This window comes from Phreatobacter sp., assembly GCF_022843985.1.
Taxonomy (GTDB): Bacteria; Pseudomonadota; Alphaproteobacteria; order Rhizobiales; family Phreatobacteraceae; genus Phreatobacter.
On the sequence record NZ_JALHMP010000001.1, the window covers coordinates 23,540 to 45,920 of the forward strand.

The window sequence follows — 22,381 nt, forward strand, 5'->3', positions numbered from 1 at the left end:
GGCGGGTGCAGCCTCGAGCCAAACCCGCGCGCGCGTCGCGGTGACCGGCACCCGACCGGTCATGCTGCCGGACTTCACCGACGCCCGGCGCCAGCCGACGCGCCCGCCGGAGGCGCGCGACGCCGACTTCACCGTCAAGTTTGACGCCGAGACGCTGTTCTATGACGCCTTTGTCGGAACACGCGGGCACATCGTGCTGGCCGGCCCACCTTTCCTCAACCTGAAGCCCGCCCTTGCAGCGGCGACGATCGTGGCCCAACCCTCCGGCGCGGCCTGTCCCTTCACGCTGCGCGAACTAGACCGTCATGGCCAGATCCACGTCGCCGCCCCCGACGGGACGCGAGCGTTGACCCTGACCTCGGCGCTCGGGACGGTCACCATTGCGGTCCAGGCGAGCGAGGCCGACATCTTCGCCGGACGGCGTGTCCTTTTCACCCAGTCACGCGACAATGACCTCGCATGGATCCAGGACTGGGTGCGCTTTTCCCGGGACGTCCATGGCGCCGACGCCGTGCTGATCTACGACAACGCATCCACCCGCTACACGCCCGGCGACCTCGCCGAGGCCGTCGGGGCCCTTGCCGGAATCGCAGCCGTACGCATCGTCGACTGGCCCTTCAAATTCGGGCCGCAGGGGTTCGACGCCCGCAGCTACTGGGATTCGGACTTCGGCCAGCACGGCGCCTGGGAACATGCGCGACGCCAGTTCCTCGAGGCGGCCGCGAGCGTCCAGGTCTCGGACATCGACGAACTCATCCTGACCGAGGACGGGTGCAGCCTTTTCGAGGCGGTCGAGGCCTCGCCCTTCGGCCTGCTGCGCTACGAAGGGCGCTGGGTCGTCGGCCGCGAAGGCGCCACGGCTGACGGGGATGCCGCGCACCGGCGCCATCGCGACTATACCGTGGTCCTGCGCCAGCGGCCGGTGAAGCGTTTCGGCATCCTGACCGTCGACGGCGACCGCTGCCCGCCGAAATGGAGCCTCGTCCCGTCGCGCATTCCCGACAGCGCGCAGTGGAAAGTGCATTCGGTCGGCGGCTACCTGCCCTCCCGGGGCCTGACGCGGCGTTTCGGCTATCGCCACTTCCGCGAGATCACCAACAACTGGAAGTATGAGCGGACCAGCGCCGAGCAGTTCGACCCGGCCCTTCACGCAGTGGACGATCGCCTGAAGGCGCATTTCGACCGGGTCGACTGGACGTCGTGAGCCTCCCCCGGGCGCGCCGCCGCGGCCGCCGGTTCATCTCTTCACCACCCAGCGTCCCGTTTCGTCAGGACGGATCGCCGCCCGGGCGGATGCGCTGCATGACCAGCGTGCGCACGCCGGCGAGGTCAAAGGCGAAGGCCGCCGCGGCATAGGCGAGGACGCCCGTCACCACGGCGGCCGCGAAGGTCGCGATATCGCCATGGGCTCCGGTCCAGCCGACGAGGGTCGTCGGGACGGCCATCACAAGCACCGCCGCCACGACCTTCAGGACCGGCCGCCAGGTGAAGGGCAACGGATGGGCGCGGCGCGACAGCAGGTATCCGGCGACAACGCCCGACGCTTCGGCGATCACCAGCGACCATGCGGCGCCCTTCAGGCCGAAGGAGGGCACGAGAAGGGTCATGGCGACGACATTGACCACGAGGATCGCGGTGCCGTGCGCCACCATGAGCGAGGGCTTCTTGGCGAGGTGGAAGCTGATCTGGACGAATTGCTGCGACACGGCCTGGAACAGCCAGGCGAAGACGAGGATCGGGACCAGGACAGCGGCGGTATCGCGGAATTCCGGGCCGAGAACGAGAGCTGCGAAATGCGGGGCGACGATCGCCAGCCCGATCACGGCCGGCATGACGACGGCGAGAAGCAGTTCACCGCTGCGGGTGAGATGGGCGTCTGCGGCTGCCGGACCGTCCTCGGCCAACGCTCGGATGGCGAGCGGAACCACCGCCGATCCCACAGACAGCGCCGGAAACAGGATGATCTGGCGAACGAGATCGGCAGAAGCGCCATAGACGCCCGCAGCCGCATCGCCGAGCAGATAGGCGACGAGAAGCCGGTCGAGGGCCGAGTGGAGCGCGAAGACGCCGCCGGACAAGGCCATCGGCACGCCGAAACCGAGCATGGCGCGGAAGGTGACGGGATCGACGGGCTTGCGAGGGCCCTTCCAGATCGCGGGGGAAAAGGCCAGGGCTCCGATCACATAGGCACAGGCGACGCCGGCCACGAGACCGAACCCGCCCCAGCCCGCCTGAACCAGCGCAACGGAGATGCCAATCGCAGCGAAGGCGCGGACCACGGTCGCGCGCATGTAGGAGGTCGAGTCGAGCCGCGCGCGGAGGATTTCCTGGCCGAGTTCGAACAGGCCCAGCGCGGCCGCCAGCGCGATCGCCGCCAGCGCCTTGTCGAGGGGGACGGCCAGGGCCCAGACCGTGACGCCGAGGGCCACGGGGAGGGTCGCGGCCGAGGCGCCGTAGGCCAAGAGGGCGGTCAGGCGGATATCCGTCGCCTCCCCCTCCGATTCGAATCGCAGGACCGACAGCCTGACCCAGGTGAAGAGCAGCGCCGAGATGATGCCGGCGACCGACAGCGCCACGACGTAGATGCCGTATTCGGCCGGGGTCAGCAGGCGCGTGAAGAGAATCACCGACAGGAAGCCGAGGGCCGACGAGGTGCCGTGGGCCACCATGTAGGTGGACGTCTGCCGGATCAGCATCAGCGGCGGTCCCGCAGGAAATGGGCAATGACCTGCATCATCGGCTTGGGCTGATAGGCGGCGTCGAGCGGCAACGGACGGTTGATGAACCCGTCGGTGCGCTTGAAATAGATCGGCACCCAGGTGTGCTTGTCGGTAATGCCCCAGGTGAGGATCGAATCGAGCGGCGCGGCGACGCGGATCGCATCGAGGAAATCATAGACGCGCGACGCGACGAGGATGTCCCGGACTTCCGGGGGGCCGGGCAATTTGTCGTCGATGACGTCGAGTTCGGTGACCAGCACGGCGAGGCCCATGGCCCGGCATTCGGCGATGAAGGCGGAGAGCCCTTCCTTGTCGATGGCGAGCTCGCCGCGCAGGTGTCCCTGCAGTCCGACGGCATGGAGCGGCACGTTGCGCAGCTTCAGGTCGCGGATGAGCCGCAGGAAGGCCTCGCGCTTGCGGCGGAACCGCGCGCCGACGAACTCGATGTCATATTCGTTGATGACGAGCTGGGCGCCCGGGTCGACACGGGCCGCGGTGCGCAGGGCCAGCGCGATATGGCTCTCGCCGAGGCGCTGCTGCCAGATCGACGGCCGGATGTCCGAGCGGCTCGCGGGATCATCGGGGATCGCCTCGTTGACGACGTCCCAGCTCTTGATGCGTCCGCGATAGCGCCCCATCACCGCCTCGATATGGCCGACCAGCAGCCTCTCGGCCTCGGAGGCCGAAGCGATGGACTTGGTCCAGTCGGGCATGGCGCCGTACCAGACGAGCGTGTGGCCGCGCAGCGTCATGCCGTGGGCGGTGGCGAAGGCCATATGCTTGTCCGGCGCCGTATAGACGAACTGCTCGCGCGTCGGCCGGAGGTCATACCATTTCAGGCCGCCCTCCCCGACGATCTGGCTGCAATGGCGCACCAGCGCGGCGCGGTAATCGGCTTCCTGATCGAGGGGCCCGTCGCGCACCGCAGCGCCGTAAGGCAAACCCGCAACTGGCGAGGCCGCCTGGGCGGCGGCGTTGCCGGCGAGCAGAGTCCCCAATGGGGACGAAGCAGCAAGGCCAAGTGCGGTGGCGGCCTTCAGGGAGGACAGGATCGTTTCGCGACGGGACAGCATGGCGGCTCCTCGCCGATCCCTCGCAAGAGCCGTTCCCACAGCCGCCGGGGTGACAGCATGTCGCCGCGCCGATCGGCGCCCAGGACCCTTCGCCGGCAAGAATGACAGGTGACGGAAGAGGTTGGAACGCATTACAACGTCTTCAAACGCGGCAACCGCCTGTCGGAACGGCAGGTCCCTTGCCGCATTGGTGCAGGACCGGCACGACAGAGGGAATGGCGACATGGTGAAGGCGATCCGCATCCACAAGACCGGCGGACCGGATGCGTTGGTCTATGAGGACGTGCAGGTGAAGCCGCCCGGTCCCGGCGAGGCCTATATCCGACAGACCGCCATCGGCGTGAACTTCATCGACGTCTATTTTCGCAGCGGCCTCTACAAATTGCCCGCCCTGCCACATGGGATCGGCATGGAAGCGGCGGGCGTGGTCGAGGCCATCGGGCCGGGGGTCACCGAAGTCGCGTTCGGCGACCGCGTCGCCTATGCCGGCGGCCCGCCCGGCGCCTATGCCGAGAAGCGGATGATTCCGGCAGCGCAGCTCGTCAAGCTGCCGAAGACGATCGACGACAAGACCGCCGCGGCGATCATGCTGCAGGGCATGACCGCACGCTATCTCCTGAAAGAGACGCATCCGGTCAAGAAGGGCGACACCGTGCTCATCCATGCCGCGGCCGGCGGCATGGGCCTCTGGCTCTGCCAATGGGCCAAAGCGCTGGGCGCGACCGTCATCGGCACGACGTCGAGCGCGGAAAAGGCCGCCCTCGCCAAGAAGAACGGCTGCAAGTTCCCGATCATCTACACGGAGGAGGATTTCGTCGCCCGCGTGATGGAGATCACCGGCGGCAAGGGCGTCCAGGTCGTCTTTGACGGCGTCGGCAAGGACACGTTCCTGAAGTCCCTCGAATGCCTCGCCGTGCGCGGCCACCTCGTCCTGTTCGGCACCGCCTCCGGCGTGCCCGACCCCGTCTCGCCGGCAGCACTGGCGGCGAAGTCGGCAAGCCTGACGCGGCCCGGCCTCTACCATTACATCGCCACCCGCAAGGACCTCCTGGCCAATGCCAAGGACGTCTTCGAGGCTGTGGCCAATGGCACGGTGACGATCCAGAAGCCGAAGGAATATGCGCTCAAGGATGCCGCCAAGGCGCACAAGGACCTGGCCGGCCGGAAGACGACGGGGTCGATCATCCTGATTCCCTGACCGATCCTACCGGTTCGAGACAGATGAACGCCCGGCCGAAAGGACCGGGCGTTCGCCGTTCAGGCACCCCTGGTCAGCCGCCCTGCTGTTGCGGTGCACCGGGCTGGCCGCCGATGGCCTGCCCCCCCGCCGGGGGCACCGCCGCACGGCGGCGTTCGCCGAGGAGCTTCAGGCCATAGGCGCCGGCGATCCCGACAACGATCAGGATGATCGACATGATCGGACGGTGCCAGAACCAGGCGATGGCGAAGGTCGGCAGTGCGACCACCAGCGTCAGGGCCAGGGCGACGATCCCGGCCCCGGCAGCCATGGCCGATCCGAACAGCGGAATGACATCGGCGAGCACGACGAAGGGCCGCAGGATCATGTTGAAGCCCATCCACATGGCGATCAGCACCACGACCCGCAGGATCCAGGTCAGCATGCTGTTGGATTCATGGGCATGGGCATAGAGTTCCTGGGCCGTCTTGGTGCCGGTCTCGCCGAGGAACACCTCGCGGCCGTTCGATGCCTGGTAGGGACCGAACCCCTGGCCCACCTGGCGGGCGACCACCGTCACCGGCCCTTCGGGCAGGATCGTATAGGAGATGCGGACATCGCCGACGGCGGGGTTGCCGGTATCGTAGCCGACATAGACATTGCCGTCGCTCAGGCGGGCCTGGCTGCCGAAGCGCGACTGGTAGGACCGCAACTGGCCATCGGTGATCTCGAGGCGACGCTCGGTCGAGGTTCCGAACAGGCCGATGACACGGCTGTCGGCACGAAAGGCGCCAAGGGTGGCGTTGCCGGCCGTCTGACTGCGACCGGTCACCGTCATGGCCGGGTTCTCGTGGCCGTCCCGGCGGCGGAAGCGGCTCGAATCGATGGGGCGGTCGGACCAGACCCGGGTGTACTCATAAGTGGTGGTGCGCGTCTGCGAGCCGCCGGCATTGCTCCGCGTCTCGGTCCGCTGCTCCTCCTTCCACTGGTACATCTCGACCTTGCGGACGAGGCGCACCGCCTCCGTGGTGATCTGGAAGTCGCCGTCGGTCAGCCTGCCGCCGGCGCGCAGATCGCCCGCGACATGGACGAGCTTGCCCTCGTTCGCCGGATCGACGCGGGTCGGTGCCACCGTCAAGGTCACGCCGGCACCTTCGTTGAGGGCCCGGGTGGTTCCGATCGCCCGTCCCTCGTTCCAGAAGATGCCCCAGATCGTCGCGGCGATGAGCGCCAGACCGACGAGAATGCCGGTGATCGACTGCCACAATCTCTCAAGAAACCCGATATGCTCTGTGGTGACGTCGCCGCCCTCCGTCGGTCCCGTGCTCCACCCGTCCGAGTCCGTGCCCATTCCGATTTCCCCTTCCGTTAGGTGAGGGAAAAGGACCATGCCCGTGTTTCAACCCGCCCGCACACCGGCGGGCCACTGTTTCAAACACGCAATCAGGGGGTCGCGATCAGTCGGTAGCCGATGCCGCGGACAGTCTGCAGGTGCAGCGGATTGGCCGGATCAACCTCGATCTTTCGGCGCAGGCGGTTGACCTGGACGTCGACGGTGCGTTCGTTGATGTCGCCGCCGGGCGCCGCCAGATCGTAGCGCGGCACCGTTTCCCCGGGCTTCACCGCGAGCACCTTGAGCATGTCCTTCTCGCGATCGGTGAGGCGCACCACCTCGTCGCCCTTCCTGAGTTCCAGCCGGCTGATGTGGAAGTGGAAATCACCGAACTTCACCGCCTCGACGATCGGTTGGGGCGCGCTCATCGCCCGGCGGAGAATGCCGCCGATGCGCAGCAGCAGTTCGCGCGGCTCGAAGGGCTTGGGCAGATAGTCGTCGGCGCCGATCTCGAGGCCGGTCAGCCGGTCGGACAGGTCCGCAAGCGCGGTCAGCATAAGAATGGAGACGTCGCGGGACGGCCCTGCCGCGCCCCCCCGAATGGCCTTGGCGAGTTCGAAACCGGTCTCGCCGGGCATCATCACGTCGAGGATCAGCAGGTCGAAGGTCAGGCCGTTGAGCTTCTTGCGCGCGGCCGCCGCGTTGTTCGCCGTGGTGATGCGATAGCCGTTGTTCGTCAGATAGCGGGCGAGTGTCTGGCGGATGACGCGGTCGTCGTCGACGATCAGCAGGTGCGGCGCGTCGTCGGCCGGAGGCTTGGGCACGGCGGTCGACATGGCCTCAGCGCTCCTTGCCGCGCAGGGCGCGATCGGCCTGGGTGATCATCCGCGTCACGTCCTCGCGCCGCTCCGGATCGATCATCGCATAGAGGAAGCGCACCGCTTGGTCGCGCGTCGTGCCCGACTGGGCGATGGCGCGGGCGAATCGCTCCGTCTGCAGCTTGGCCAGTTCGAGGGCGAGCGCCTTGCCCTTGTCGGTCACGGCCAGCAGACGCTGGCGGCGGTCGACTTGGCCCTCCTTCTGAAGGATGAAGCCCTGATCGATCAGTTCCTTCAGGACCCGCGCCAGGCTCTGCTTGGTGATCTTCAGGATATCGAGCAGATCGGCGACCCGGATCTCGGGATGCCGGAAGACGAAATGGAGGACGCGGTGATGGGCGCGGCCGAACTGGTAGCGCTCCAGCACGTGGTCGGGATCGCCGACGAAGTCGCGATAGGCGAAGAACATCAGCTCGATGAGCTCGTAGGCGGGTTCACGACCTGCCGGTTCGGTTCCCGACGCCGCGGTGCCGGAAAGGGGCCGGCGCTGGGCCGGTGAGACATTTATGTCAGCCATGTTGACATATTCGATGCCGATTGTTACTCATCTGCCCGCATTCACGAAACGATCGTACCCAAAGGCTGCTCACCCCGTCGGGAATCGTCGCTCAGCGCCGCGTCTCCGACGACAAGGTTAGCCGGACCCGGCCCAGTTCGCAAAACGCGATATGGACGCCCGCGAAGCCCGGAGAGTACAGGAGGAAGACATGTCTCTGGTCCCGTTCCACGACCGCGATGGATTTATCTGGATGGACGGCAAGCTCGTCCCCTGGCGCGACGCGCAGGTCCACGTGCTGACCCACGGCCTGCACTATGCCTCCGCCGTCTTCGAGGGTGAGAGGGCCTATGGCGGGACCATCTACAAGTGCACCGAGCACTCGGCCCGGCTGCGCAAGTCCGCCGAACTCCTCGATTTCGAGATCCCCTTCTCGGTCGCCGAGATCGACGCCGCCAAGATGGCGACGCTGAAGGCCAACGGCCAGACCGATGCCTATGTGCGCCCTGTCGCCTGGCGCGGCTCGGAGATGATGGGCGTCTCGGCGCAGCACAACACGATCCACCTGGCTATCGCCACCTGGGAATGGCCGAGCTATTTCGACCCGGCGACCAAGATGAAGGGCATCCGCCTCGACATCGCCGATTACCGCCGCCCGGATCCGGCGACGGCCCCGTCGACCTCCAAGGCGGCCGGGCTCTACATGATCTGCACCATCTCCAAGCACCGGGCCGAGAAGAAGGGCTATGCCGACGCCCTGATGTTCGACTGGCAGGGACGCGTTGCCGAATGCACCGGCGCCAACGTCTTCTTCATCAAGGACGGCCAGGTGCACACGCCGATCGCCGACTGCTTCCTCGACGGCATCACGCGGCGGACGGTCATCGACCTCTGCCGCAAGCGCGGCTTCGAGGTGATCGAGCGCCGGATCATGCCGGAGGAGCTCGCCAGCTTCAACGAGTGCTTCATCACGGGCACGGCGGCGGAAGTTACGCCGGTCTCGGAGATCGGCCCCTATCGTTACACGCCGGGCAACATGTCCAAGACCATCATGGACGACTACACGGTCGAAGTGACGCCGAAGGCCGCAGCGGCCTGAGCGAGGCCCAACCGGAACCGCAGGGAGTGGCCGGGCGCGTCCCGGCCATTTCGTTTTGCGGGCGTCAGAACAGCCGGCCGCCGCGCGGCACGGCATGGCCCGGCCCGATCAGCACGACCTCGCCGTCGGCATCCGGCACGCCAAGGGTCAGCACCTCCGACATGAACTTGCCGATCTGCCGCGGCGGAAAATTCACCACCGCCAGAACCTGGCGACCGATCAGCGCCTCGGGCGCATAGTGCCGCGTGATCTGGGCGGAGGATTTCTTGCGGCCGATCCCCTCGCCGAAATCGATCACCAGCTTGATGGCCGGCTTGCGTGCCTCGGGAAAGGGTTCGGCCGCGACGATCTCGCCGACCCGGATGTCCACCTTCATAAAATCGTCGAAACCGATGGGCGGGCTGGGTTGGGTCGGCAACATGGGGCTCTCGTGACAAAAAGGCCGGGACGGACCTGGCCTTTCTCGCCCATCCCGGCGGAACGTCAAGCCGTGCTCAGACCGGCGTCACCTTCGGATCGCGGAAATCGTCGCCGCGCCAGCCGCGCTCGGGCCCGTCGCGCTCCGGTGTCGCTCCGCCCCAAGACGACGAGCGGCGGCGCCAGGACAGCGGCGCACAGAGGAGCGACCTGAGCGGCGCCGTGAGCTGCTCGACGGATTTCAGTGTCTTCGCCGCCCGGCCCGCCTTGACCAGTTCCTCATCGAGGACCCGCATGGTGCGCGCGAGCGCCGGATCCTCGTCGTCGAGCCAGGTCCGCACCACCTTGGCGAAGGCGATGGCCAGGCCCTGGGCGCGGATCATGCCGCCGGCTCCCGGCACCTCGACGCCTGCGGCCGCCAGCATCCAGCGCTGCGAGCGCCGGGCCACGCCGTTGAGGGCGAGCGCCAGCGCCGGATCGCGCATGGCGGCCCGTGACAGGTTGCGGATCGCCGTCTTGTGGGGGGCCAGCAGGTCGAGACGGCGCATCAGCACGTCGAACAGCCGCTCCTTGGTGTCCTGGTCGGCGAGATCGGCGTCGATCCCGTCGAGCACCGCCTTGTCGATGCCGGCGACGAAGGCCTCGACGATGGCGAAGCGCGAATCGAAGGCGGCGCGGATGTCGCCGAGGGACAGGCCCGAACGGTTGGCGATGTCGGCCAGCGTCACGGCATCGAAATCACGGTCGGCCAGCAGGCCCATGAAGGCCGCGACGATGGCGCCTTGGCGGTCTGTCCTGGCTTCGGTCCCGGTCGTGTCGGTCATCGCCGTCTCCCTCGCAAAGAATGCCTGGGGATAGAGATAGGTCGCCGGCGTCAGCCCGCCAGTTCCCGCGAGCGTTTCGTCGCAGCCGCGATGGCCTCGCCAAAGGCGGCATCGATGCCCTTGGGACCCATGAGGACCTGCAGCGCCGCATGGGTGGTGCCGTTGGGCGAGGTGACATTCTGCCGCAACGTCGCCGGCTCGGTGTCAGGCGACCGGAACATCAGTTCGCCGGCGCCCTCGACAGTAGCACGCGCCAGGCGGGCGGCGAGTTCTGCCGGCAGGCCCGCGGCGGCACCGGCCCGGGCCATGGTCTCGGCGAGAAGGAAGACATAGGCCGGTCCCGATCCGGACACGGCCGTGACGATGTCGATCCAGTCCTCAAGCATCAGCCATTCGACCCGGCCGACGGCGGCCAGAAGCGTCTCGACCGCGACGCGCTGCGCGGTGGTGACCTGGTCGTTGGCGGCGGCCCCGGTGATCCCGCGGCCGACCGCTGCGGGCGTGTTGGGAATGGTGCGGACGACGGCCGTGCCCGCGCCGAAGACCTGCTCAAGCCGGGCGATGGTCTTGCCGGCCATGACCGACACGACCACCGTCTGCGGGCCGACGACGTGGCGGACCCGCGGCATGACCTCGTCGGCGATCTGCGGCTTGACGGCGAGGATCAGTTCGTCGGCGATGGCAGGATCGGGGGGGTTCAACACGATGCCGCTGCCGTCGATGATCGCCTGGACATTGGCCGGCGGTCGCGGATCGATGACGGTGATGCGCGCCGGCGGCAGCCCGTTGTCGAGCCACCCGCGCAGCAGGGCGCCCCCCATCTGGCCGGCGCCGACGAGCACAACGTGGCCGGTGAAATCGGCGATGGAACGGGAAGCGGTGGCAACGGTCATGGCGTCCTCGGGGCTCGTCAGAGCCAACCGATAGCGGTCCGGGCGCCGGCTGTCACGCCTCGCCGGCCGTCTCGAACAAGGCGGAGTCCATCGCTTCGCGCGCCGACTTTCCAGCCCAGACGACGAACTGGAACGCCTGGTAATAGCGATCGCAGGCCTCCATCGCCGCGTCGAGCTGCGCCTCGCATTGGCGGCCCGAGGCCTCGGCTCCGCCGGCCAGCAGCAAGGCATGGCGGAACATGACCACCCCTTCCTGCGGCCAGAGGTCGAAGTGACCGAGCCAGAGCTGCTCATTGATGAGCTGGACGAGTTCCTTCACCTCGGCGCGGCGGCGGTCCGGCACCTTCAGGTCGAAGGCGCAGGCCAGATGGAGCGACTCGATATCGTCCATCCAGGTGAAGGAGGCGTGATAGTCGGACCAGCGGCCGGTGACGGACAGCGTGATCTCGTCATCGCCTGAACGGTCGAAGGACCATTCGTTCAGGGCGGCGAGATTCTCCACCAGATCGACGGGATTGACCTGGCGGTCGGTACTTTCAATATCGGTCAAGGACATTCCGCCCCCGTGCGGTTCGCTCGGTTGTCGGACAGACGCAACGGGACACAACTGGACCTGAGACCAACTGACAGCCGGCTACGACAGCCACCTGCAAGCTTTTGATTCGACTGTTCGAATCGATCTCTGAGCCAGACCCTAACGCAGGATGGCGGCGCTGCCTACTGACCCGACAAGCGATCTTGGATTCGTCATCGGGCCGCAATCGGGGCGGCGTCCTTATCCACACGGAAGGGCGATCGGTGGCCGGTCCTCCACCGTTTGGAATGTCCGCGCGGGAAACGGAGATTGCCGATTTTGCTCAAAATGCGGGCATGATGCTGAGGCGTGCGGCACGTGAAATCCAGCCATGCGCCCATTCCGGTTGTGCGCTGCACACGAACACGCCATGTTGGGAACGTCGATAGCGTTTTTTGGGGTCACGTCCTCCCTGTGATCTTCGCGTTGCTGTCGGCGTTCCCCTCTGGAAGGCGGCTTCCAGGTGTTCGTCATCGGAAGCCGAAACTCATAAGGCCGGGCTCCTGGAGCCCGGCCCTTTTTTTCGCGCGAACGAACCCGAGGCGCTCAGGCGGCTCGGCTCTGCACGATCCGCTCCGCCTCACGCCCGGTCAGTTCTGCAAGGTGATCGAATGCTGCGGTGAACGAGCCAACTCCCGCGGTGGCCGAACGGATATCGATGATCAGGTCACCGATCTCGGCCTCAGGCAGCAGGGCGGAGACCACGTCCCATCCGGGCCAATGTTCGCGGCTGTCGAAGCCGAGGATCTGGCCGCGCCTCGCCGATACGATGGCATTGATCCGCGCCGTGGCGTCCGAGGGCACTGCCACCGCGACCTGATGGATCGGCTCCAGCAAGACCGGGTGGCAGGCCCCGAGCGCCTCGTGAATGGCGATCCGCCCCGCTTGCTGGAACGCCATGTCGGAACTGTCGACGGTATGATAGCTACCGTCGGTCAGGGTCACCGCAATGTCCACCACCGGGAAGCCGAGCGGCCCCTTGCGCAGACCCTCGGCCACGCCGTCCCGCACGGCCGGAACGTAGTGTCGCGGCACCACGCCGCCGGCGATGGTCTCGTCGAACAGGAAGCCGGCGCCGCGCGGAAGAGGCTTCACCGCGATGACGACATCGCCGAACTGGCCGTGGCCGCCGGACTGCTTGCGGTGGCGGCCGCGCACCCCCGCGACGGCCTTCTTGATCGTCTCGCGATAGCCGATCGCGGGGCGCGTCTGGTCGACCCGCACGCCATGGCGGTTCACAAGCTTGGCAAGGGCGACGCGCAGCTGCATCTCCCCCTGCCCCGCCAGAACCATGTCGCCGCTATCGCCTCCATGGCTCACGGTGAGCGAGGGATCCTCGTCGCACAGCTTGGCCAGGGCGAAGCCGAGGCGGGCATCGTCCTTGCGGTCATGCGCCGACAGGGCGACGGACAGGACCGGCTGCGGCGACGCGACGGTGGTCAGTGGCACAGGCGCGACACGGCCCGTTGTGACCGTCTCGCCGGTCGAGACATGGTCGAGCCTGCCAAGGGCCACGGTCTCACCGGCCGTCGCCTCGCGCCGTTTCTCGACGCCGGGGCCGAAGAGGCGAAACAGGCCGGATGTCCGCTCCGGCATTCCCGCGATCCCGGTCAGCACGGCGCCTTCCGGCAGGCTTCCGGAGAGCAAGCGGACCACCGACATCTTGCCGCCATGGGCGGTATGGATGGTCTTGATCACCTGTGCGACCGTCTCGCCCGGGGGGACGCCGAGGCGGGCAGCCGCCGCCTTGACCGGCGGCACGTCGTGGCGAAGCGACTTGAGAAGGCGCAGCACGCCGTGAGTCTGGAGCGCGGATCCGAACAGCACCGGGACGATGAGACCGGCGGCGAGTTCCCGGCCCAGATCGTCGAAGACGCGGTCACGCGGCGGCTCGAGGTCCGACAGGAGCGTTTCCATCAACACGTCGTCATGGTCCGCCAGCGTCTCGAGCATGGTGAAGCGGGCTTCCTTCTCCCGGTCGAGATCGGCTCCGTGCAGGGGCACGACCTGGGATGCGGCGTGCTCGCGGTAGACGAAGGCCCGCTCAAGAGCGAGGTCGACAAAGCCGGAAACGATGCCGTTCGACCAGATCGGGATCTGGCGCAGGAGCAGCGGAACCCGGGAGGCGGGCCGCAGCACTTCGAGCGTCTCGCGCAGGCGGCGGCTGGCCCTGTCGATCTTGTTGATGAAGAGAATGCGGGGAATGCCGCGTTCTTCGAGTTCGCGCAGGATCAGCCCGAGGGCCGGCACCTTCTTCTCATCCGCCTCGCAGACGACGATGGCGGCATCGACCGCTGGGCAGACCGCCCGCATCTCGTGGAGGAAATCGACGGATCCTGGACAATCGATAAAGGTGTAGTCGTCGCCCATGAAGGTGGTCGTGGCGAACCCCGCCTCGACACTCATCTTGAACTGGCGGGATTCCGCGCTGGAATCCGAGACCGTGGTGCCATTCTCGGTGGAACCCATCCGCGCGATGGCGCCGGTGCGCTCCAGCACCGCCTCCAGCAAGGTGGTCTTGCCGCTCTGGAACGGGCCCACCAGCGCAACGCACCGGGGACCCGACTGTCTTCTGCCGGCTTGATCGCCCATGTCTGCAACCCCTCGTGTCGGGGCCCGGGCGAGAAGGTCGACCCGGAAGTGACAGGCCAAACGGAGGATCTTGTTGGTGGACCTCGCGTGGGGTCCATGCTCCACCCGCGCGACGTCACATGCAAGGGAGCCATCTCGCGCTGCAGCGTCGGGCCGACCCAGGTCAGCGCGGCGGCGGACGCCGGATCGTGCCGGTCCGGATGTCATCGTCGGCATGCGGCATGCGGGCGGTCTGCATGCCATCGGCGAGGTCCTTGGAACCGCGGTCGATGAACTGCGCGAGGACGACCGAGGCGGCAGCCACGGCGAACAAAACCCAGCGGGACATGAAAACCTCGGAACCCAACAACGCCTGACGACGTTTTGTCGCACAAGCGTGGTTAAGGTTGAGTTTCAAGCATTTGCCGTCCTTCAGGGCCGCCTTTGTCGGTTCCTTCACAGAACAGTGAGGCGCTGCCGCATTTTCGCCCGGAACCATCGCGCTACGACCATGGTTGCGGTCATTCTGAAACGCTCATCAGGCGGCGGGATCGGCAGTGATTCCCGCGCGCCTCCCCTGAGTTGAGGTCGACACATTGGGACGGAGTTGTTGAATGCTTCATTCACCGCAATCCTTCCGCATCGGTGCTCCCCGGGCGGGTTTCGGTCGCGGTTACCCCCGCGTCCCGACCATCGTGTCGGCTGGCATCGTCGCTGCGCTGATCCTGGCGCTCGTCGTGGCGGGGATCTCTCTTTCCACCGAGCTCGTCGGCCCCGCGGGACTTGAGGACGGCGCCGACGCCGAGACCCTGGTCCTCTCCGGCACCGTCGCGCTGCTGACCCTCGGCCTAGTCGGGTTGCTTGTCGCCATCCTGCGCCGCTATGTCTCGGTGAGTCAGGACCGTCAGGATCCGCCCTTCGCCGCATGAGCGGGAGAACGATGCCGACCGATCGCCTTCATCGCCGCGCTGTCCTGGCTCGGGGCCTCGCTGCTGCCGCCGTCGGCATGGGCGCGCTGAAACCCCGGCCGGCGTCGGCCCGCAGCGTCCGTGCCGATGCCCCCGGCCAGGCGCTCGCCGTCACGACCGTCGCCTCCGGGCTCGAACACCCCTGGGGGGTGGCGTTCCTGCCCGACGGATTCATGCTAGTGACAGAACGGCCCGGGCGCCTCCGGCGGGTGACACCGGACGGAACGGTGTCGCAGCCGCTGTCCGGCCTGCCCCAGGTCCATGCCGTCGGCCAGGGCGGGCTGCTCGGCATCGCCCTCGATGCTGACTTTGCCCGCAACCGGCGCGTCTATCTCAGCTTTGCCGAGCCGCGCGGCGGTGAGACCAACGCGACCGCGGTGTTCCGGGGTACGCTCAACGCCGCCGCCGACGGCCTCGACGCCGGGCGGGTCATCTGGCGTCAGCAGCCCGCCTTCGCCAGCCGGCACCATTTCGGCTCGCGGATCGTCATCGATCGGTCCGGGCATCTTTTCGTCACCACGGGCGACCGCTTCGGCCAGATGGACCTGAGCCAGAACCCGTCCAACACGATCGCCAAGATCGTCCGCATTACGACGGAGGGAGAGGCTGCTCCCGACAACCGGGCCGTCGTCGGCAAGGAGGGCTGGGACCCGGCCGTCTGGGCCATCGGCCTGCGCAACGTGCAGGGCGCCGCCCTGCATCCGCAGACCGGTCTCCTCTGGGTGAGCAACCACGGTCCGCGCGGTGGCGACGGCCTCTATGCCGTCCGGCCGGGCGAGAATTACGGCTGGCCGCTCATCTCCTGGGGCACCCATTACGATGGCCGGCCAGTCAATGGCGGCCTGCGCGAGCGCGCCGGGTTGGTGCAGCCGCTCGCCCACTGGACGCCGTCGATCGCGCCCGCCGGTCTGACCTTCTACACCGCCGACCTGATGCCGGGCTGGAAAGGCAGCGCCTTTTCCGGAGCCCTCGCCGGCCGGATGCTGGTGCGCCTCGTCCTCGACGGCGAGACGGTGGTGCGGCAGGAGCGGCTGCTGACCGATCTCGGCCACCGCTTCCGCGACGTCCAGCAGGGCCCTGACGGCGCGCTCTGGCTTTTGACCGATTCCCGCGAGGGCGCCCTCCTGCGCCTCGCGCCTCCGGCCTGAGTCCGCTTCAGACGTCGGCGATGCGCGGATGCGGCGTCAGCACAACGCAATGGTGGCCCATGGCATCACCGCCGAGGACGAAGTGCTGGGCCGCGAAGCTCTGCATCAGGTCGGCCTCGTAGAGCCTGACCGCGTCGCGCCGGCAGATCAGGAATTTCGGCGCGGCGACGATGTCCTCCCGGTCGATGACGCACATGACGCACATGTCCGGATGGGCGACGAGATAGGCATGCACCGTCACCACCAGGAACGGGTAACCGGGGTGGAGCATGTCGTCGAGGCAGATCAGGCCCTGCGGGTGCAGCCGCTCATGGGCGAGCGCAAGGTCATGGCTGAGCGCTTCGGGCGAATGCTCGCCGTCGATATGGATGAAGCGCAGCGGCCCGCGGCCGGTGAGCCCGGCGAACTCGTCGGTCGACAACGTGCCGGTATCGAAGGGGCGCGGCGTGAACCGGTCCGATGGCAGGCCACAACGGGCGGCATTGGCGACGAAGCGGTCGAGCACATGGTCGTCCGGCCAGGAGAAGATGTCGAAGCCGTAGGCGTGTTCGCCGGGGGCGAGCGCATGGCCCATGGCGATGAAAAACCGCCCTTCGAAGGTGCCGATCTCGGCGACGCTGCCGCGGATGCCCATTTCGGTCTGGCGGCGCAGAAGATGGCCGCAGATCGTCGCCGAAAAGCGCGACGACATGCCACGCACCGTCTCGAACCCATCGGCCAGATAGGCGTCAAGCGCCGGAATGCCGCTGTTGAAAGGCGTCATGCGGCCCTCCCCTGAAAGATGAAAAACGCGCCGGCCGCGATCAGGGAAAAGCCGATGGCATGGTTCCATGACAGCTGTTCCTTGAGCACCACGACCGAGAAGACAGCGAAGACGAGAAGCGTGATGACCTCCTGGATCGTCTTCAGCTCGGCAGCGCTGTAAACCGCATGGCCGATCCGGTTGGCCGGCACGGCGAGGCAGTATTCAAAGAAGGCGATGCCCCAGCTTACCAGGATGACGACAGCCAGCGGCGCGGCCTTGAACTTCAGATGGCCGTACCAGGCGAGGGTCATGAAGACGTTCGAGGCGAGCAGCAACAGGATCGGCGAGACGAAGGGCGAGGTCAGCGACGCCATGGGGTACTCCGACAGGTCCCTGCATGGCTAGCACGAAGTCGCGGCCCATCGCACGAGTCTCGGCATCGGCGCAGGCGGGTGAAGGCCGCGATCCGCCGCACGGCCTCAGCCGTATCTCAGCTTGAGACCGACAATGAACAGTTGCAGGCCGAGCGTCACCGTGTTGGACAGGATCAGCGGCAGGTCGCCCAGCGCGATACCGTACATCAGCCACAGGGCAATGCCGGCGGCAAAGGCGCCGTAGGCCGGCAAAGAGATCGCCCGGGTGTCGCGGGTCCGGATGATGCGGATGGCCTGGGGCAACCAGCAGAAGGTCGTAACGAAAGCGGCGGCGAGGCCGATATAGGGAACGAGGGTCTGCGGCAGCACGTGGGCCTCCAGGCGTCAAAGGGTCGACTCGCCATAGCGTGATTGGATGACTGGCCACTCGGCCTATAGCTTGTCGGAAAGACGAAGGGAGCCCCCATGCTGATCAAGTCGAAACGCGGATGGGAATTGCCGGAAACCGCCGTGACGCCGGAACATATCTTTCTCTCGCGCCGGACCATGATGGCGGCGGGCGCGGGCGTTGCCGCTGCTGCCCTGGTCGGGCGGGCGGAGGCACAGGCCGCACCCGACCCGACCGCCGATCTCTATCCCGTCCGCCGCAACGAGACCTACAAGGTTGATCGGCCGCTGACGGCGGAGAACGTCGCCGGCAGCTACAACAATTTCTACGAATTCGGTACCTCGAAGCATGTCGCCCATGCCGCCCAGGCGCTGCCGATCCGCCCCTGGACAGTGAAGATCGACGGCCTTGTCGAAAAGCCCCAAACGATTGACATCGACAAGCTCATCCGCTCCATGCCGCTCGAGGAGCGGGTCTATCGCCTGCGCTGCGTCGAGGCCTGGGCCATGACGGTTCCGTGGACGGGATTCCCCCTCAAGGCGCTGATGGACATGGTCCAGCCGCTGGGTTCGGCCAAATATCTCCGCATGGAGACATTCGACACGCAGAGCTGGGCACCCGGCATGCGCTCGCCCTGGTATTCGTGGCCCTATGTGGAGGGCCTGGCCATCGACGAGGCGGCCCACGACCTCGCCATCCTCGTCACCGGCATCTACGGCAAGCCGCTGCCTCGCCAGCACGGGGCGCCGCTGCGGCTGATGGTGCCGTGGAAGTACGGCTTCAAGTCTCTCAAGTCGATCGTTCGCATTTCCTTCACCGAACAACGTCCGCAGGGCTTCTGGGAGCGGATGCAGGGCAGCGAGTACGGCTTCTGGGCCAACGTTAATCCGGCGGTCGCCCATCCCCGCTGGAGCCAGGCGACGGAAGAGCTGATCGGTGGCGGCGGACGCGTGCCGACCCAGCTGTTCAACGGCTATGGCGAATATGTCGCATCGCTCTATCGCGGCCGCGAGCGCGAGCGCCTCTGGGCTTGAGGGGTCAGCCCTCGCCCACCGGAGCACAGCGGAACCCCTCGCGCCAGGACCTTATCCGTCCGACCGATGGCGAGGGGAAATGGGCCATGCAGCACAGGGTCTCGGTGTCGCAGTAGCGCTCCAGGAAGGCGCGGCGGGTCCGCGCCGCCTCCGCCTTGTCGACGTCGAACCGGGTCGACAACTGCGGATGGAGCGCCTGCAGCGGCGAGTGGATGAGATCGCCGGGCGCGACCGCCACGTCCCGCCCCTTGCCGAAGACGATTGACACATGACCCGGCGTGTGGCCGGGAGTCGGCATCAGGCGGATATGGTCGCCGATGGCGTGATCGCCGGCGACGATGTCGGCCCGCCCCGCCGCAACGACCGGGAGCACACTGTCCTGGAAGGGGAAGACCGGAGCCCTTTCGTCCGCCGCCCGCCAATGCTCGAATTCGCGGGCCTCGAAGATGTAGCGGGCCTTGGGAAAGGTCGGCACCCAGCGGCCGTTCTCCTGCCGCGTGTTCCAGCCGACATGGTCGGCATGCAGATGGGTGCACATGACGAAGTCAACCTCGGCGACCGACAGATCCGCTGCTGCCAGTCCGTCCATGAAACGGCTGTCACTCTTCCCGTGCCAGTCCGGACGGGTCGGCCGGTGCTTGCCATTGCCGATGCAACTGTCCACCAGAACGACATGGTGGGGCGTGCGCACGACATAGCTCTGAAAGGCCAGGCTGAGGCGATCATCGGCGGTCAGCGCCCCCGCGGCGGTCAACCAGTCGCGCTCGACGGACAAGGTCTCCGCGGAGAGATCGGGCAGCATGTCGAAGGCATCGAGGAACCCGCCCTCCTGCTCGACGATGCGATGGATGGTGAGATCACCGATGGTCCAGGCATGTGACATGGTGGATTGGCTCCGGCCGCTCGGGACAGGACATACGGGCAGGAGGGTGGCTGTCAACGCCGGCTCCACCGTGGCAACTCTCGCCAACGGCGTGCCGCAGATTGTCATAGCTCATAAGCTGTATTATCGGTGAGGCGCGTGGCCGCGTTGCCGGGCGAGATGGAAGAAGCCCGGCCGATGCGGCTGCCATGACCCGTCAGGATGGTGTTTTTATGCGACGTTACCTCTTCTGTGCCCTGGCCATGGTCGGCCTGGCCGGTTGCACCCCGGATCTCACGCTGGCCACCGCGCAGCCGTTTACGCCGGAATGGTGCCAGGCTGCCAAGGCTCAGACCAACAGCGCCAGTTCACTTCACGCCGTGGCGCGGTGTCACGAGCGCAATGTTCCGGGTTTCGCTCAGGACGAAAACATCATCGTCTTTTACCTGAACGAGGCCGCTCGTCGCGGGCATGTCGAGGCCGGCGCCGCCCTCGCCGCCAGAGGACAGCCCCTGCCCGACGACGATCTCCGGCGCGAGGCCGTCGCGCGCGCCGAGGCCGAGCGCAACCGTCAGGCGATGATCACGGCGCTGCGGCCGCCGCCGCCCCGCCAGCGCAACGATTCAATGATCTTCCGCGGCGGGCCTCCGAACATCATTCCGACCCGGGTGACGCCGACCCGCCCGACGCCGACCCCAATGGTGACGCAGCCGCCATCGCGGCCGATGACGGGCTTCACCTCGGTGCGCGAGAACAGGACGACGTCCACACGCCGCAACTGCGTGAACAACGTTTGCCGCATCGAGACGACGACCTGCGTCAACGGAAGCTGCACGACCAGCGTCTCGCAGTAGCGCATGACCACCGCCCGGGCATGGGGCCTCGCCACCGGCGAGAGCCCCATTCCCGTCTCATTTCGTCTCTAGTTTCTACCGTCGCTTGGCGTCTGGTGCGACTTTGTCCCAGCCGCTGGAACCCACCCGCGATCGGCCGCGTTGGCCTCCCGCGAGCAGAGACCCCCATCATGACATCCAGGCTTCGCTTCGCGGCGATCGGCGCCGCCTTGTTCGTCGTCGCCCCTGTCGGAGGGGCTCGCGCCGCTGAAGCGGTCGGCCTCGCCTCCTGGTACCAGTTGCCGGGGCGGACCGCCTGCGGCGGGCGGCATAATCCCGAGGCGATGACCGCCGCCCACCGCACCCTGCCTTGCGGCTCCACCATCAAGGTGACCAATCTGTCCAACGGCCGTTCCGCGGTCGTCACCATCGTCGATCGCGGCCCCTTCGTCCGCGGCCGCATCGTCGACATCTCGCGCGGCGCCGCCCGCAAGATCGGGCTGATCGACCGCGGTGTCGGCCGGGTGAGCATCGTGCGAAACTGACGACCGACCGCCTCAGGCATCACATGAAAAAGGCCCCGCAACAAACTGCGAGACCTTTGTTTTTTACATCGAGTACCGAACAACAGCGGTCCGGCCCATGAACCCGGACCCCTGTGGATAACGCGGATAACCCGCAGGGCGGTCCCGCGTCAGGCGGAGGCCTTGGCCTTCTCCATCATCGCCACGAAGCGATCGAACAGATAGTGGCTGTCCATCGGGCCAGGGCTCGCCTCGGGGTGATACTGGACCGAGAAGGCCGGCTTGTCGGTGAGCGCAATGCCGGCATTCGACCCATCAAACAGGCTGACATGAGTCGGCCGGGCATTGACGGGCAGAGTCGCCTCATCCACGGCGAAACCGTGGTTCATCGACGTGATCTCGACCTTGCCCGTATCCAGATCCTTCACCGGGTGGTTAGCCCCGTGATGGCCCTGATGCATCTTCATGGTGCGTGCGCCGACGGCAAGGCCGAGCATCTGGTGACCGAGACAGATGCCGAAGGTCGGGATCTGCCGGTCGAGAACCGCCCGGATGACCGGCACCGCATAGGTTCCCGTTGCGGCGGGATCGCCGGGGCCGTTCGACAGAAAGACGCCGTCCGGCTTCAGCGCCATGACCTCGTCGACCGTGGCGCTGGCCGGGACAACGGTGACCTTGCACCCGGCATTGGCGAGGAGACGCAGGATGTTGCGCTTCACGCCGTAATCCAGCGCGACGACATGGAACCGCGGCTCACCCGCTGTGCCGTAGCCCTCGTCCCATTCCCAGATCGTCTCCGACCAGGGATAGCGCTGCGACGAGGTGACGCCGGGCACGAGGTCGAGCCCGTCCATCAGGGGAAGGCCGGCGGCGCGGCGCTTCAGCGCATCGATGTCGAATTCACCGCTGGGCGCATGGGCGATGACGGCATTGGGCATGCCCTTTTCGCGGATCAGCGCGGTGAGCGCGCGGGTATCGACGCCGCACAGGCCGACAATGCCACGGCGCTTCAGCCAGAGGTCGAAATGGCTGCCCGAGCGGTAATTGGACGGGCTGGTGATCGCGGCCTTCAGCACGACACCGCGGACGCCGGAAGCGGCCGCCATGTTGACGGTCTCGATATCCTCGTCATTGGCGCCGACATTGCCGATATGCGGGAAGGTGAAGGTGATGATCTGCCCGGCATAGGAGGGATCGGTGAGGATCTCCTGATAGCCGGTCATGGCGGTGTTGAAGCAGACTTCGCCATCGGCGATGCCGTCCGCTCCAAGGCCGAAACCTTCGATCACCGTGCCGTCTGCGAGCACGAGCAGGGCCGTCGGCTTGGGATCCGTCCAGCCGGATTCGTCTTGTCTGTCTGTCATGAGGCGCCTACATAGCGACGACTTGGGCGGCGGTCAAAAGGAATGCGGGCTGTCGCCCCCCGAAATCCACTGCCGCCCGGCCCGCG

The 22,381-nt window shown here is 67.0% G+C and carries 24 protein-coding genes; 8 read left to right on the forward strand and 16 right to left on the reverse strand.

Annotated elements, in window-relative coordinates; genetic code table 11:
* Positions 1 to 40: 40 nt before the first annotated feature.
* Positions 41 to 1,204, forward strand: coding sequence for a hypothetical protein (locus Q0C57_RS00115; RefSeq protein ID WP_296570357.1), 1,164 nt, complete (start codon positions 41 to 43; stop codon positions 1,202 to 1,204).
* 64 nt (positions 1,205 to 1,268) lie between these two features.
* Here the strand turns inward: Q0C57_RS00115 and Q0C57_RS00120 are convergent, their stop codons facing one another.
* Positions 1,269 to 2,696, reverse strand: coding sequence for an oligosaccharide flippase family protein (locus Q0C57_RS00120; protein ID WP_296570360.1), 1,428 nt, complete (start codon positions 2,694 to 2,696; stop codon positions 1,269 to 1,271).
* Positions 2,696 to 3,793 (reverse strand): endo-1,4-beta-xylanase, encoded by a 1,098-nt coding sequence (locus tag Q0C57_RS00125; protein WP_296570368.1) that lies wholly within the window; start codon positions 3,791 to 3,793, stop codon positions 2,696 to 2,698. The genes Q0C57_RS00120 and Q0C57_RS00125 overlap by 1 nt, the downstream gene beginning before the upstream one ends.
* A gap of 223 nt (positions 3,794 to 4,016) precedes the next feature.
* Here Q0C57_RS00125 and Q0C57_RS00130 point away from each other — a divergent pair, with 223 nt between their 5' ends.
* The gene (locus Q0C57_RS00130; protein ID WP_296570371.1) at positions 4,017 to 4,991 is read left to right on the forward strand and encodes a quinone oxidoreductase; all 975 of its coding nucleotides are present in this window, start codon (positions 4,017 to 4,019) and stop codon (positions 4,989 to 4,991) included.
* 73 nt (positions 4,992 to 5,064) lie between these two features.
* On the opposite strand, the gene Q0C57_RS00135 is transcribed toward Q0C57_RS00130, so the two are convergent.
* The 3 genes from Q0C57_RS00135 to Q0C57_RS00145 form a co-directional block, all read right to left on the reverse strand.
* Entirely contained in the window at positions 5,065 to 6,321 is a 1,257-nt protein-coding gene (locus Q0C57_RS00135) for a TMEM43 family protein (RefSeq protein ID WP_296570374.1), read from the reverse strand.
* A 92-nt stretch (positions 6,322 to 6,413) separates the two neighbouring features.
* Positions 6,414 to 7,139 (reverse strand): response regulator, encoded by a 726-nt coding sequence (locus tag Q0C57_RS00140; protein WP_296570376.1) that lies wholly within the window; start codon positions 7,137 to 7,139, stop codon positions 6,414 to 6,416.
* 4 nt (positions 7,140 to 7,143) lie between these two features.
* A complete protein-coding gene (locus Q0C57_RS00145; protein ID WP_296570379.1) occupies positions 7,144 to 7,698 on the reverse strand; it encodes a MarR family transcriptional regulator in 555 nt (184 codons plus the stop codon).
* Positions 7,699 to 7,888: 190 nt separating this feature from the next.
* On the opposite strand from Q0C57_RS00145, the gene Q0C57_RS00150 reads away from it, so the two are divergent.
* Complete coding sequence (locus Q0C57_RS00150) at positions 7,889 to 8,776, forward strand: branched-chain amino acid aminotransferase (RefSeq protein WP_296570382.1); 888 nt, start codon at positions 7,889 to 7,891, stop codon at positions 8,774 to 8,776.
* A gap of 64 nt (positions 8,777 to 8,840) precedes the next feature.
* On the opposite strand, the gene Q0C57_RS00155 is transcribed toward Q0C57_RS00150, so the two are convergent.
* The 6 genes from Q0C57_RS00155 to Q0C57_RS00180 form a co-directional block, all read right to left on the reverse strand.
* Entirely contained in the window at positions 8,841 to 9,197 is a 357-nt protein-coding gene (locus Q0C57_RS00155) for a tRNA-binding protein (protein WP_296570385.1), read from the reverse strand.
* Between the two features lie 73 nt (positions 9,198 to 9,270).
* Positions 9,271 to 10,017, reverse strand: coding sequence for a TetR/AcrR family transcriptional regulator (locus tag Q0C57_RS00160; protein ID WP_296570389.1), 747 nt, complete (start codon positions 10,015 to 10,017; stop codon positions 9,271 to 9,273).
* Positions 10,018 to 10,067: 50 nt separating this feature from the next.
* Positions 10,068 to 10,910, reverse strand: a complete 843-nt coding sequence (proC, locus tag Q0C57_RS00165; RefSeq protein ID WP_296570392.1) for a pyrroline-5-carboxylate reductase — start codon at positions 10,908 to 10,910, stop codon at positions 10,068 to 10,070.
* A 52-nt stretch (positions 10,911 to 10,962) separates the two neighbouring features.
* Entirely contained in the window at positions 10,963 to 11,466 is a 504-nt protein-coding gene (locus Q0C57_RS00170) for a YbjN domain-containing protein (RefSeq protein ID WP_296570395.1), read from the reverse strand.
* Between the two features lie 564 nt (positions 11,467 to 12,030).
* Entirely contained in the window at positions 12,031 to 14,076 is a 2,046-nt protein-coding gene (locus Q0C57_RS00175) for an elongation factor G (RefSeq protein WP_296570400.1), read from the reverse strand.
* A gap of 163 nt (positions 14,077 to 14,239) precedes the next feature.
* The gene (locus tag Q0C57_RS00180; protein ID WP_296570404.1) at positions 14,240 to 14,404 is read right to left on the reverse strand and encodes a hypothetical protein; all 165 of its coding nucleotides are present in this window, start codon (positions 14,402 to 14,404) and stop codon (positions 14,240 to 14,242) included.
* 265 nt (positions 14,405 to 14,669) lie between these two features.
* Here Q0C57_RS00180 and Q0C57_RS00185 point away from each other — a divergent pair, with 265 nt between their 5' ends.
* Together Q0C57_RS00185 and Q0C57_RS00190 are read left to right on the forward strand one after the other, a co-directional pair.
* The gene (locus tag Q0C57_RS00185) at positions 14,670 to 14,984 is read left to right on the forward strand and encodes a hypothetical protein (protein ID WP_296570407.1); all 315 of its coding nucleotides are present in this window, start codon (positions 14,670 to 14,672) and stop codon (positions 14,982 to 14,984) included.
* 11 nt (positions 14,985 to 14,995) lie between these two features.
* Entirely contained in the window at positions 14,996 to 16,171 is a 1,176-nt protein-coding gene (locus Q0C57_RS00190; protein ID WP_296570409.1) for a PQQ-dependent sugar dehydrogenase, read from the forward strand.
* Between the two features lie 7 nt (positions 16,172 to 16,178).
* Here the strand turns inward: Q0C57_RS00190 and Q0C57_RS00195 are convergent, their stop codons facing one another.
* The 3 genes from Q0C57_RS00195 to Q0C57_RS00205 form a co-directional block, all read right to left on the reverse strand.
* Positions 16,179 to 16,934 carry a class I SAM-dependent methyltransferase gene (locus tag Q0C57_RS00195; RefSeq protein WP_296570411.1) on the reverse strand — a complete coding sequence of 252 codons (756 nt, stop codon included), beginning with the start codon at positions 16,932 to 16,934 and terminating at the stop codon, positions 16,179 to 16,181.
* A complete protein-coding gene (locus Q0C57_RS00200; protein WP_296570413.1) occupies positions 16,931 to 17,290 on the reverse strand; it encodes a DMT family protein in 360 nt (119 codons plus the stop codon). Before Q0C57_RS00200 ends, Q0C57_RS00195 begins: the two co-directional genes overlap by 4 nt.
* 105 nt (positions 17,291 to 17,395) lie before the next feature.
* Positions 17,396 to 17,659, reverse strand: coding sequence for a SemiSWEET family sugar transporter (locus tag Q0C57_RS00205; RefSeq protein WP_296570415.1), 264 nt, complete (start codon positions 17,657 to 17,659; stop codon positions 17,396 to 17,398).
* A 96-nt stretch (positions 17,660 to 17,755) separates the two neighbouring features.
* Here Q0C57_RS00205 and msrP point away from each other — a divergent pair, with 96 nt between their 5' ends.
* Positions 17,756 to 18,712, forward strand: a complete 957-nt coding sequence (msrP, locus tag Q0C57_RS00210) for a protein-methionine-sulfoxide reductase catalytic subunit MsrP (protein WP_296570417.1) — start codon at positions 17,756 to 17,758, stop codon at positions 18,710 to 18,712.
* A gap of 4 nt (positions 18,713 to 18,716) precedes the next feature.
* Here msrP and Q0C57_RS00215 read toward each other — a convergent pair whose 3' ends face one another.
* Positions 18,717 to 19,595, reverse strand: a complete 879-nt coding sequence (locus Q0C57_RS00215) for an MBL fold metallo-hydrolase (RefSeq protein ID WP_296570419.1) — start codon at positions 19,593 to 19,595, stop codon at positions 18,717 to 18,719.
* Positions 19,596 to 19,783: 188 nt separating this feature from the next.
* Here Q0C57_RS00215 and Q0C57_RS00220 point away from each other — a divergent pair, with 188 nt between their 5' ends.
* Both Q0C57_RS00220 and Q0C57_RS00225 read left to right on the forward strand, forming a co-directional pair.
* Entirely contained in the window at positions 19,784 to 20,428 is a 645-nt protein-coding gene (locus tag Q0C57_RS00220) for a hypothetical protein (RefSeq protein ID WP_296570421.1), read from the forward strand.
* A gap of 170 nt (positions 20,429 to 20,598) precedes the next feature.
* Positions 20,599 to 20,952, forward strand: a complete 354-nt coding sequence (locus Q0C57_RS00225; protein ID WP_296570423.1) for a septal ring lytic transglycosylase RlpA family protein — start codon at positions 20,599 to 20,601, stop codon at positions 20,950 to 20,952.
* A 149-nt stretch (positions 20,953 to 21,101) separates the two neighbouring features.
* On the opposite strand, the gene carA is transcribed toward Q0C57_RS00225, so the two are convergent.
* The gene (gene carA, locus Q0C57_RS00230; RefSeq protein WP_296570425.1) at positions 21,102 to 22,295 is read right to left on the reverse strand and encodes a glutamine-hydrolyzing carbamoyl-phosphate synthase small subunit; all 1,194 of its coding nucleotides are present in this window, start codon (positions 22,293 to 22,295) and stop codon (positions 21,102 to 21,104) included.
* Positions 22,296 to 22,381: the final 86 nt, after the last annotated feature.

Excerpts from the sequence above, each read along its gene's own strand:
- Q0C57_RS00195 (WP_296570411.1), bottom strand. The coding sequence starts at position 16,934 with ATGACGCCTTTCAACAGCGGCATTCCGGCGCTTGACGCCTATCTGGCC.
- proC (WP_296570392.1), bottom strand. The coding sequence starts at position 10,910 with ATGACCGTTGCCACCGCTTCCCGTTCCATCGCCGATTTCACCGGCCAC.
- Q0C57_RS00125 (WP_296570368.1), bottom strand. The coding sequence starts at position 3,793 with ATGCTGTCCCGTCGCGAAACGATCCTGTCCTCCCTGAAGGCCGCCACC.
- Q0C57_RS00145 (WP_296570379.1), bottom strand. The coding sequence starts at position 7,698 with ATGGCTGACATAAATGTCTCACCGGCCCAGCGCCGGCCCCTTTCCGGC.
- Q0C57_RS00135 (WP_296570374.1), bottom strand. The coding sequence starts at position 6,321 with ATGGGCACGGACTCGGACGGGTGGAGCACGGGACCGACGGAGGGCGGC.
- Q0C57_RS00150 (WP_296570382.1), top strand. The coding sequence starts at position 7,889 with ATGTCTCTGGTCCCGTTCCACGACCGCGATGGATTTATCTGGATGGAC.
- Q0C57_RS00180 (WP_296570404.1), bottom strand. The coding sequence starts at position 14,404 with ATGTCCCGCTGGGTTTTGTTCGCCGTGGCTGCCGCCTCGGTCGTCCTC.
- msrP (WP_296570417.1), top strand. The coding sequence starts at position 17,756 with ATGCTGATCAAGTCGAAACGCGGATGGGAATTGCCGGAAACCGCCGTG.
- Q0C57_RS00225 (WP_296570423.1), top strand. The coding sequence starts at position 20,599 with ATGACATCCAGGCTTCGCTTCGCGGCGATCGGCGCCGCCTTGTTCGTC.
- Q0C57_RS00200 (WP_296570413.1), bottom strand. The coding sequence starts at position 17,290 with ATGGCGTCGCTGACCTCGCCCTTCGTCTCGCCGATCCTGTTGCTGCTC.
- Q0C57_RS00185 (WP_296570407.1), top strand. The coding sequence starts at position 14,670 with ATGCTTCATTCACCGCAATCCTTCCGCATCGGTGCTCCCCGGGCGGGT.
- Q0C57_RS00160 (WP_296570389.1), bottom strand. The coding sequence starts at position 10,017 with ATGACCGACACGACCGGGACCGAAGCCAGGACAGACCGCCAAGGCGCC.
- Q0C57_RS00220 (WP_296570421.1), top strand. The coding sequence starts at position 19,784 with ATGACCCGTCAGGATGGTGTTTTTATGCGACGTTACCTCTTCTGTGCC.
- Q0C57_RS00215 (WP_296570419.1), bottom strand. The coding sequence starts at position 19,595 with ATGTCACATGCCTGGACCATCGGTGATCTCACCATCCATCGCATCGTC.
- Q0C57_RS00190 (WP_296570409.1), top strand. The coding sequence starts at position 14,996 with ATGCCGACCGATCGCCTTCATCGCCGCGCTGTCCTGGCTCGGGGCCTC.
- Q0C57_RS00175 (WP_296570400.1), bottom strand. The coding sequence starts at position 14,076 with ATGGGCGATCAAGCCGGCAGAAGACAGTCGGGTCCCCGGTGCGTTGCG.
- Q0C57_RS00130 (WP_296570371.1), top strand. The coding sequence starts at position 4,017 with ATGGTGAAGGCGATCCGCATCCACAAGACCGGCGGACCGGATGCGTTG.
- Q0C57_RS00170 (WP_296570395.1), bottom strand. The coding sequence starts at position 11,466 with ATGTCCTTGACCGATATTGAAAGTACCGACCGCCAGGTCAATCCCGTC.
- carA (WP_296570425.1), bottom strand. The coding sequence starts at position 22,295 with ATGACAGACAGACAAGACGAATCCGGCTGGACGGATCCCAAGCCGACG.
- Q0C57_RS00155 (WP_296570385.1), bottom strand. The coding sequence starts at position 9,197 with ATGTTGCCGACCCAACCCAGCCCGCCCATCGGTTTCGACGATTTTATG.
- Q0C57_RS00140 (WP_296570376.1), bottom strand. The coding sequence starts at position 7,139 with ATGTCGACCGCCGTGCCCAAGCCTCCGGCCGACGACGCGCCGCACCTG.
- Q0C57_RS00120 (WP_296570360.1), bottom strand. The coding sequence starts at position 2,696 with ATGCTGATCCGGCAGACGTCCACCTACATGGTGGCCCACGGCACCTCG.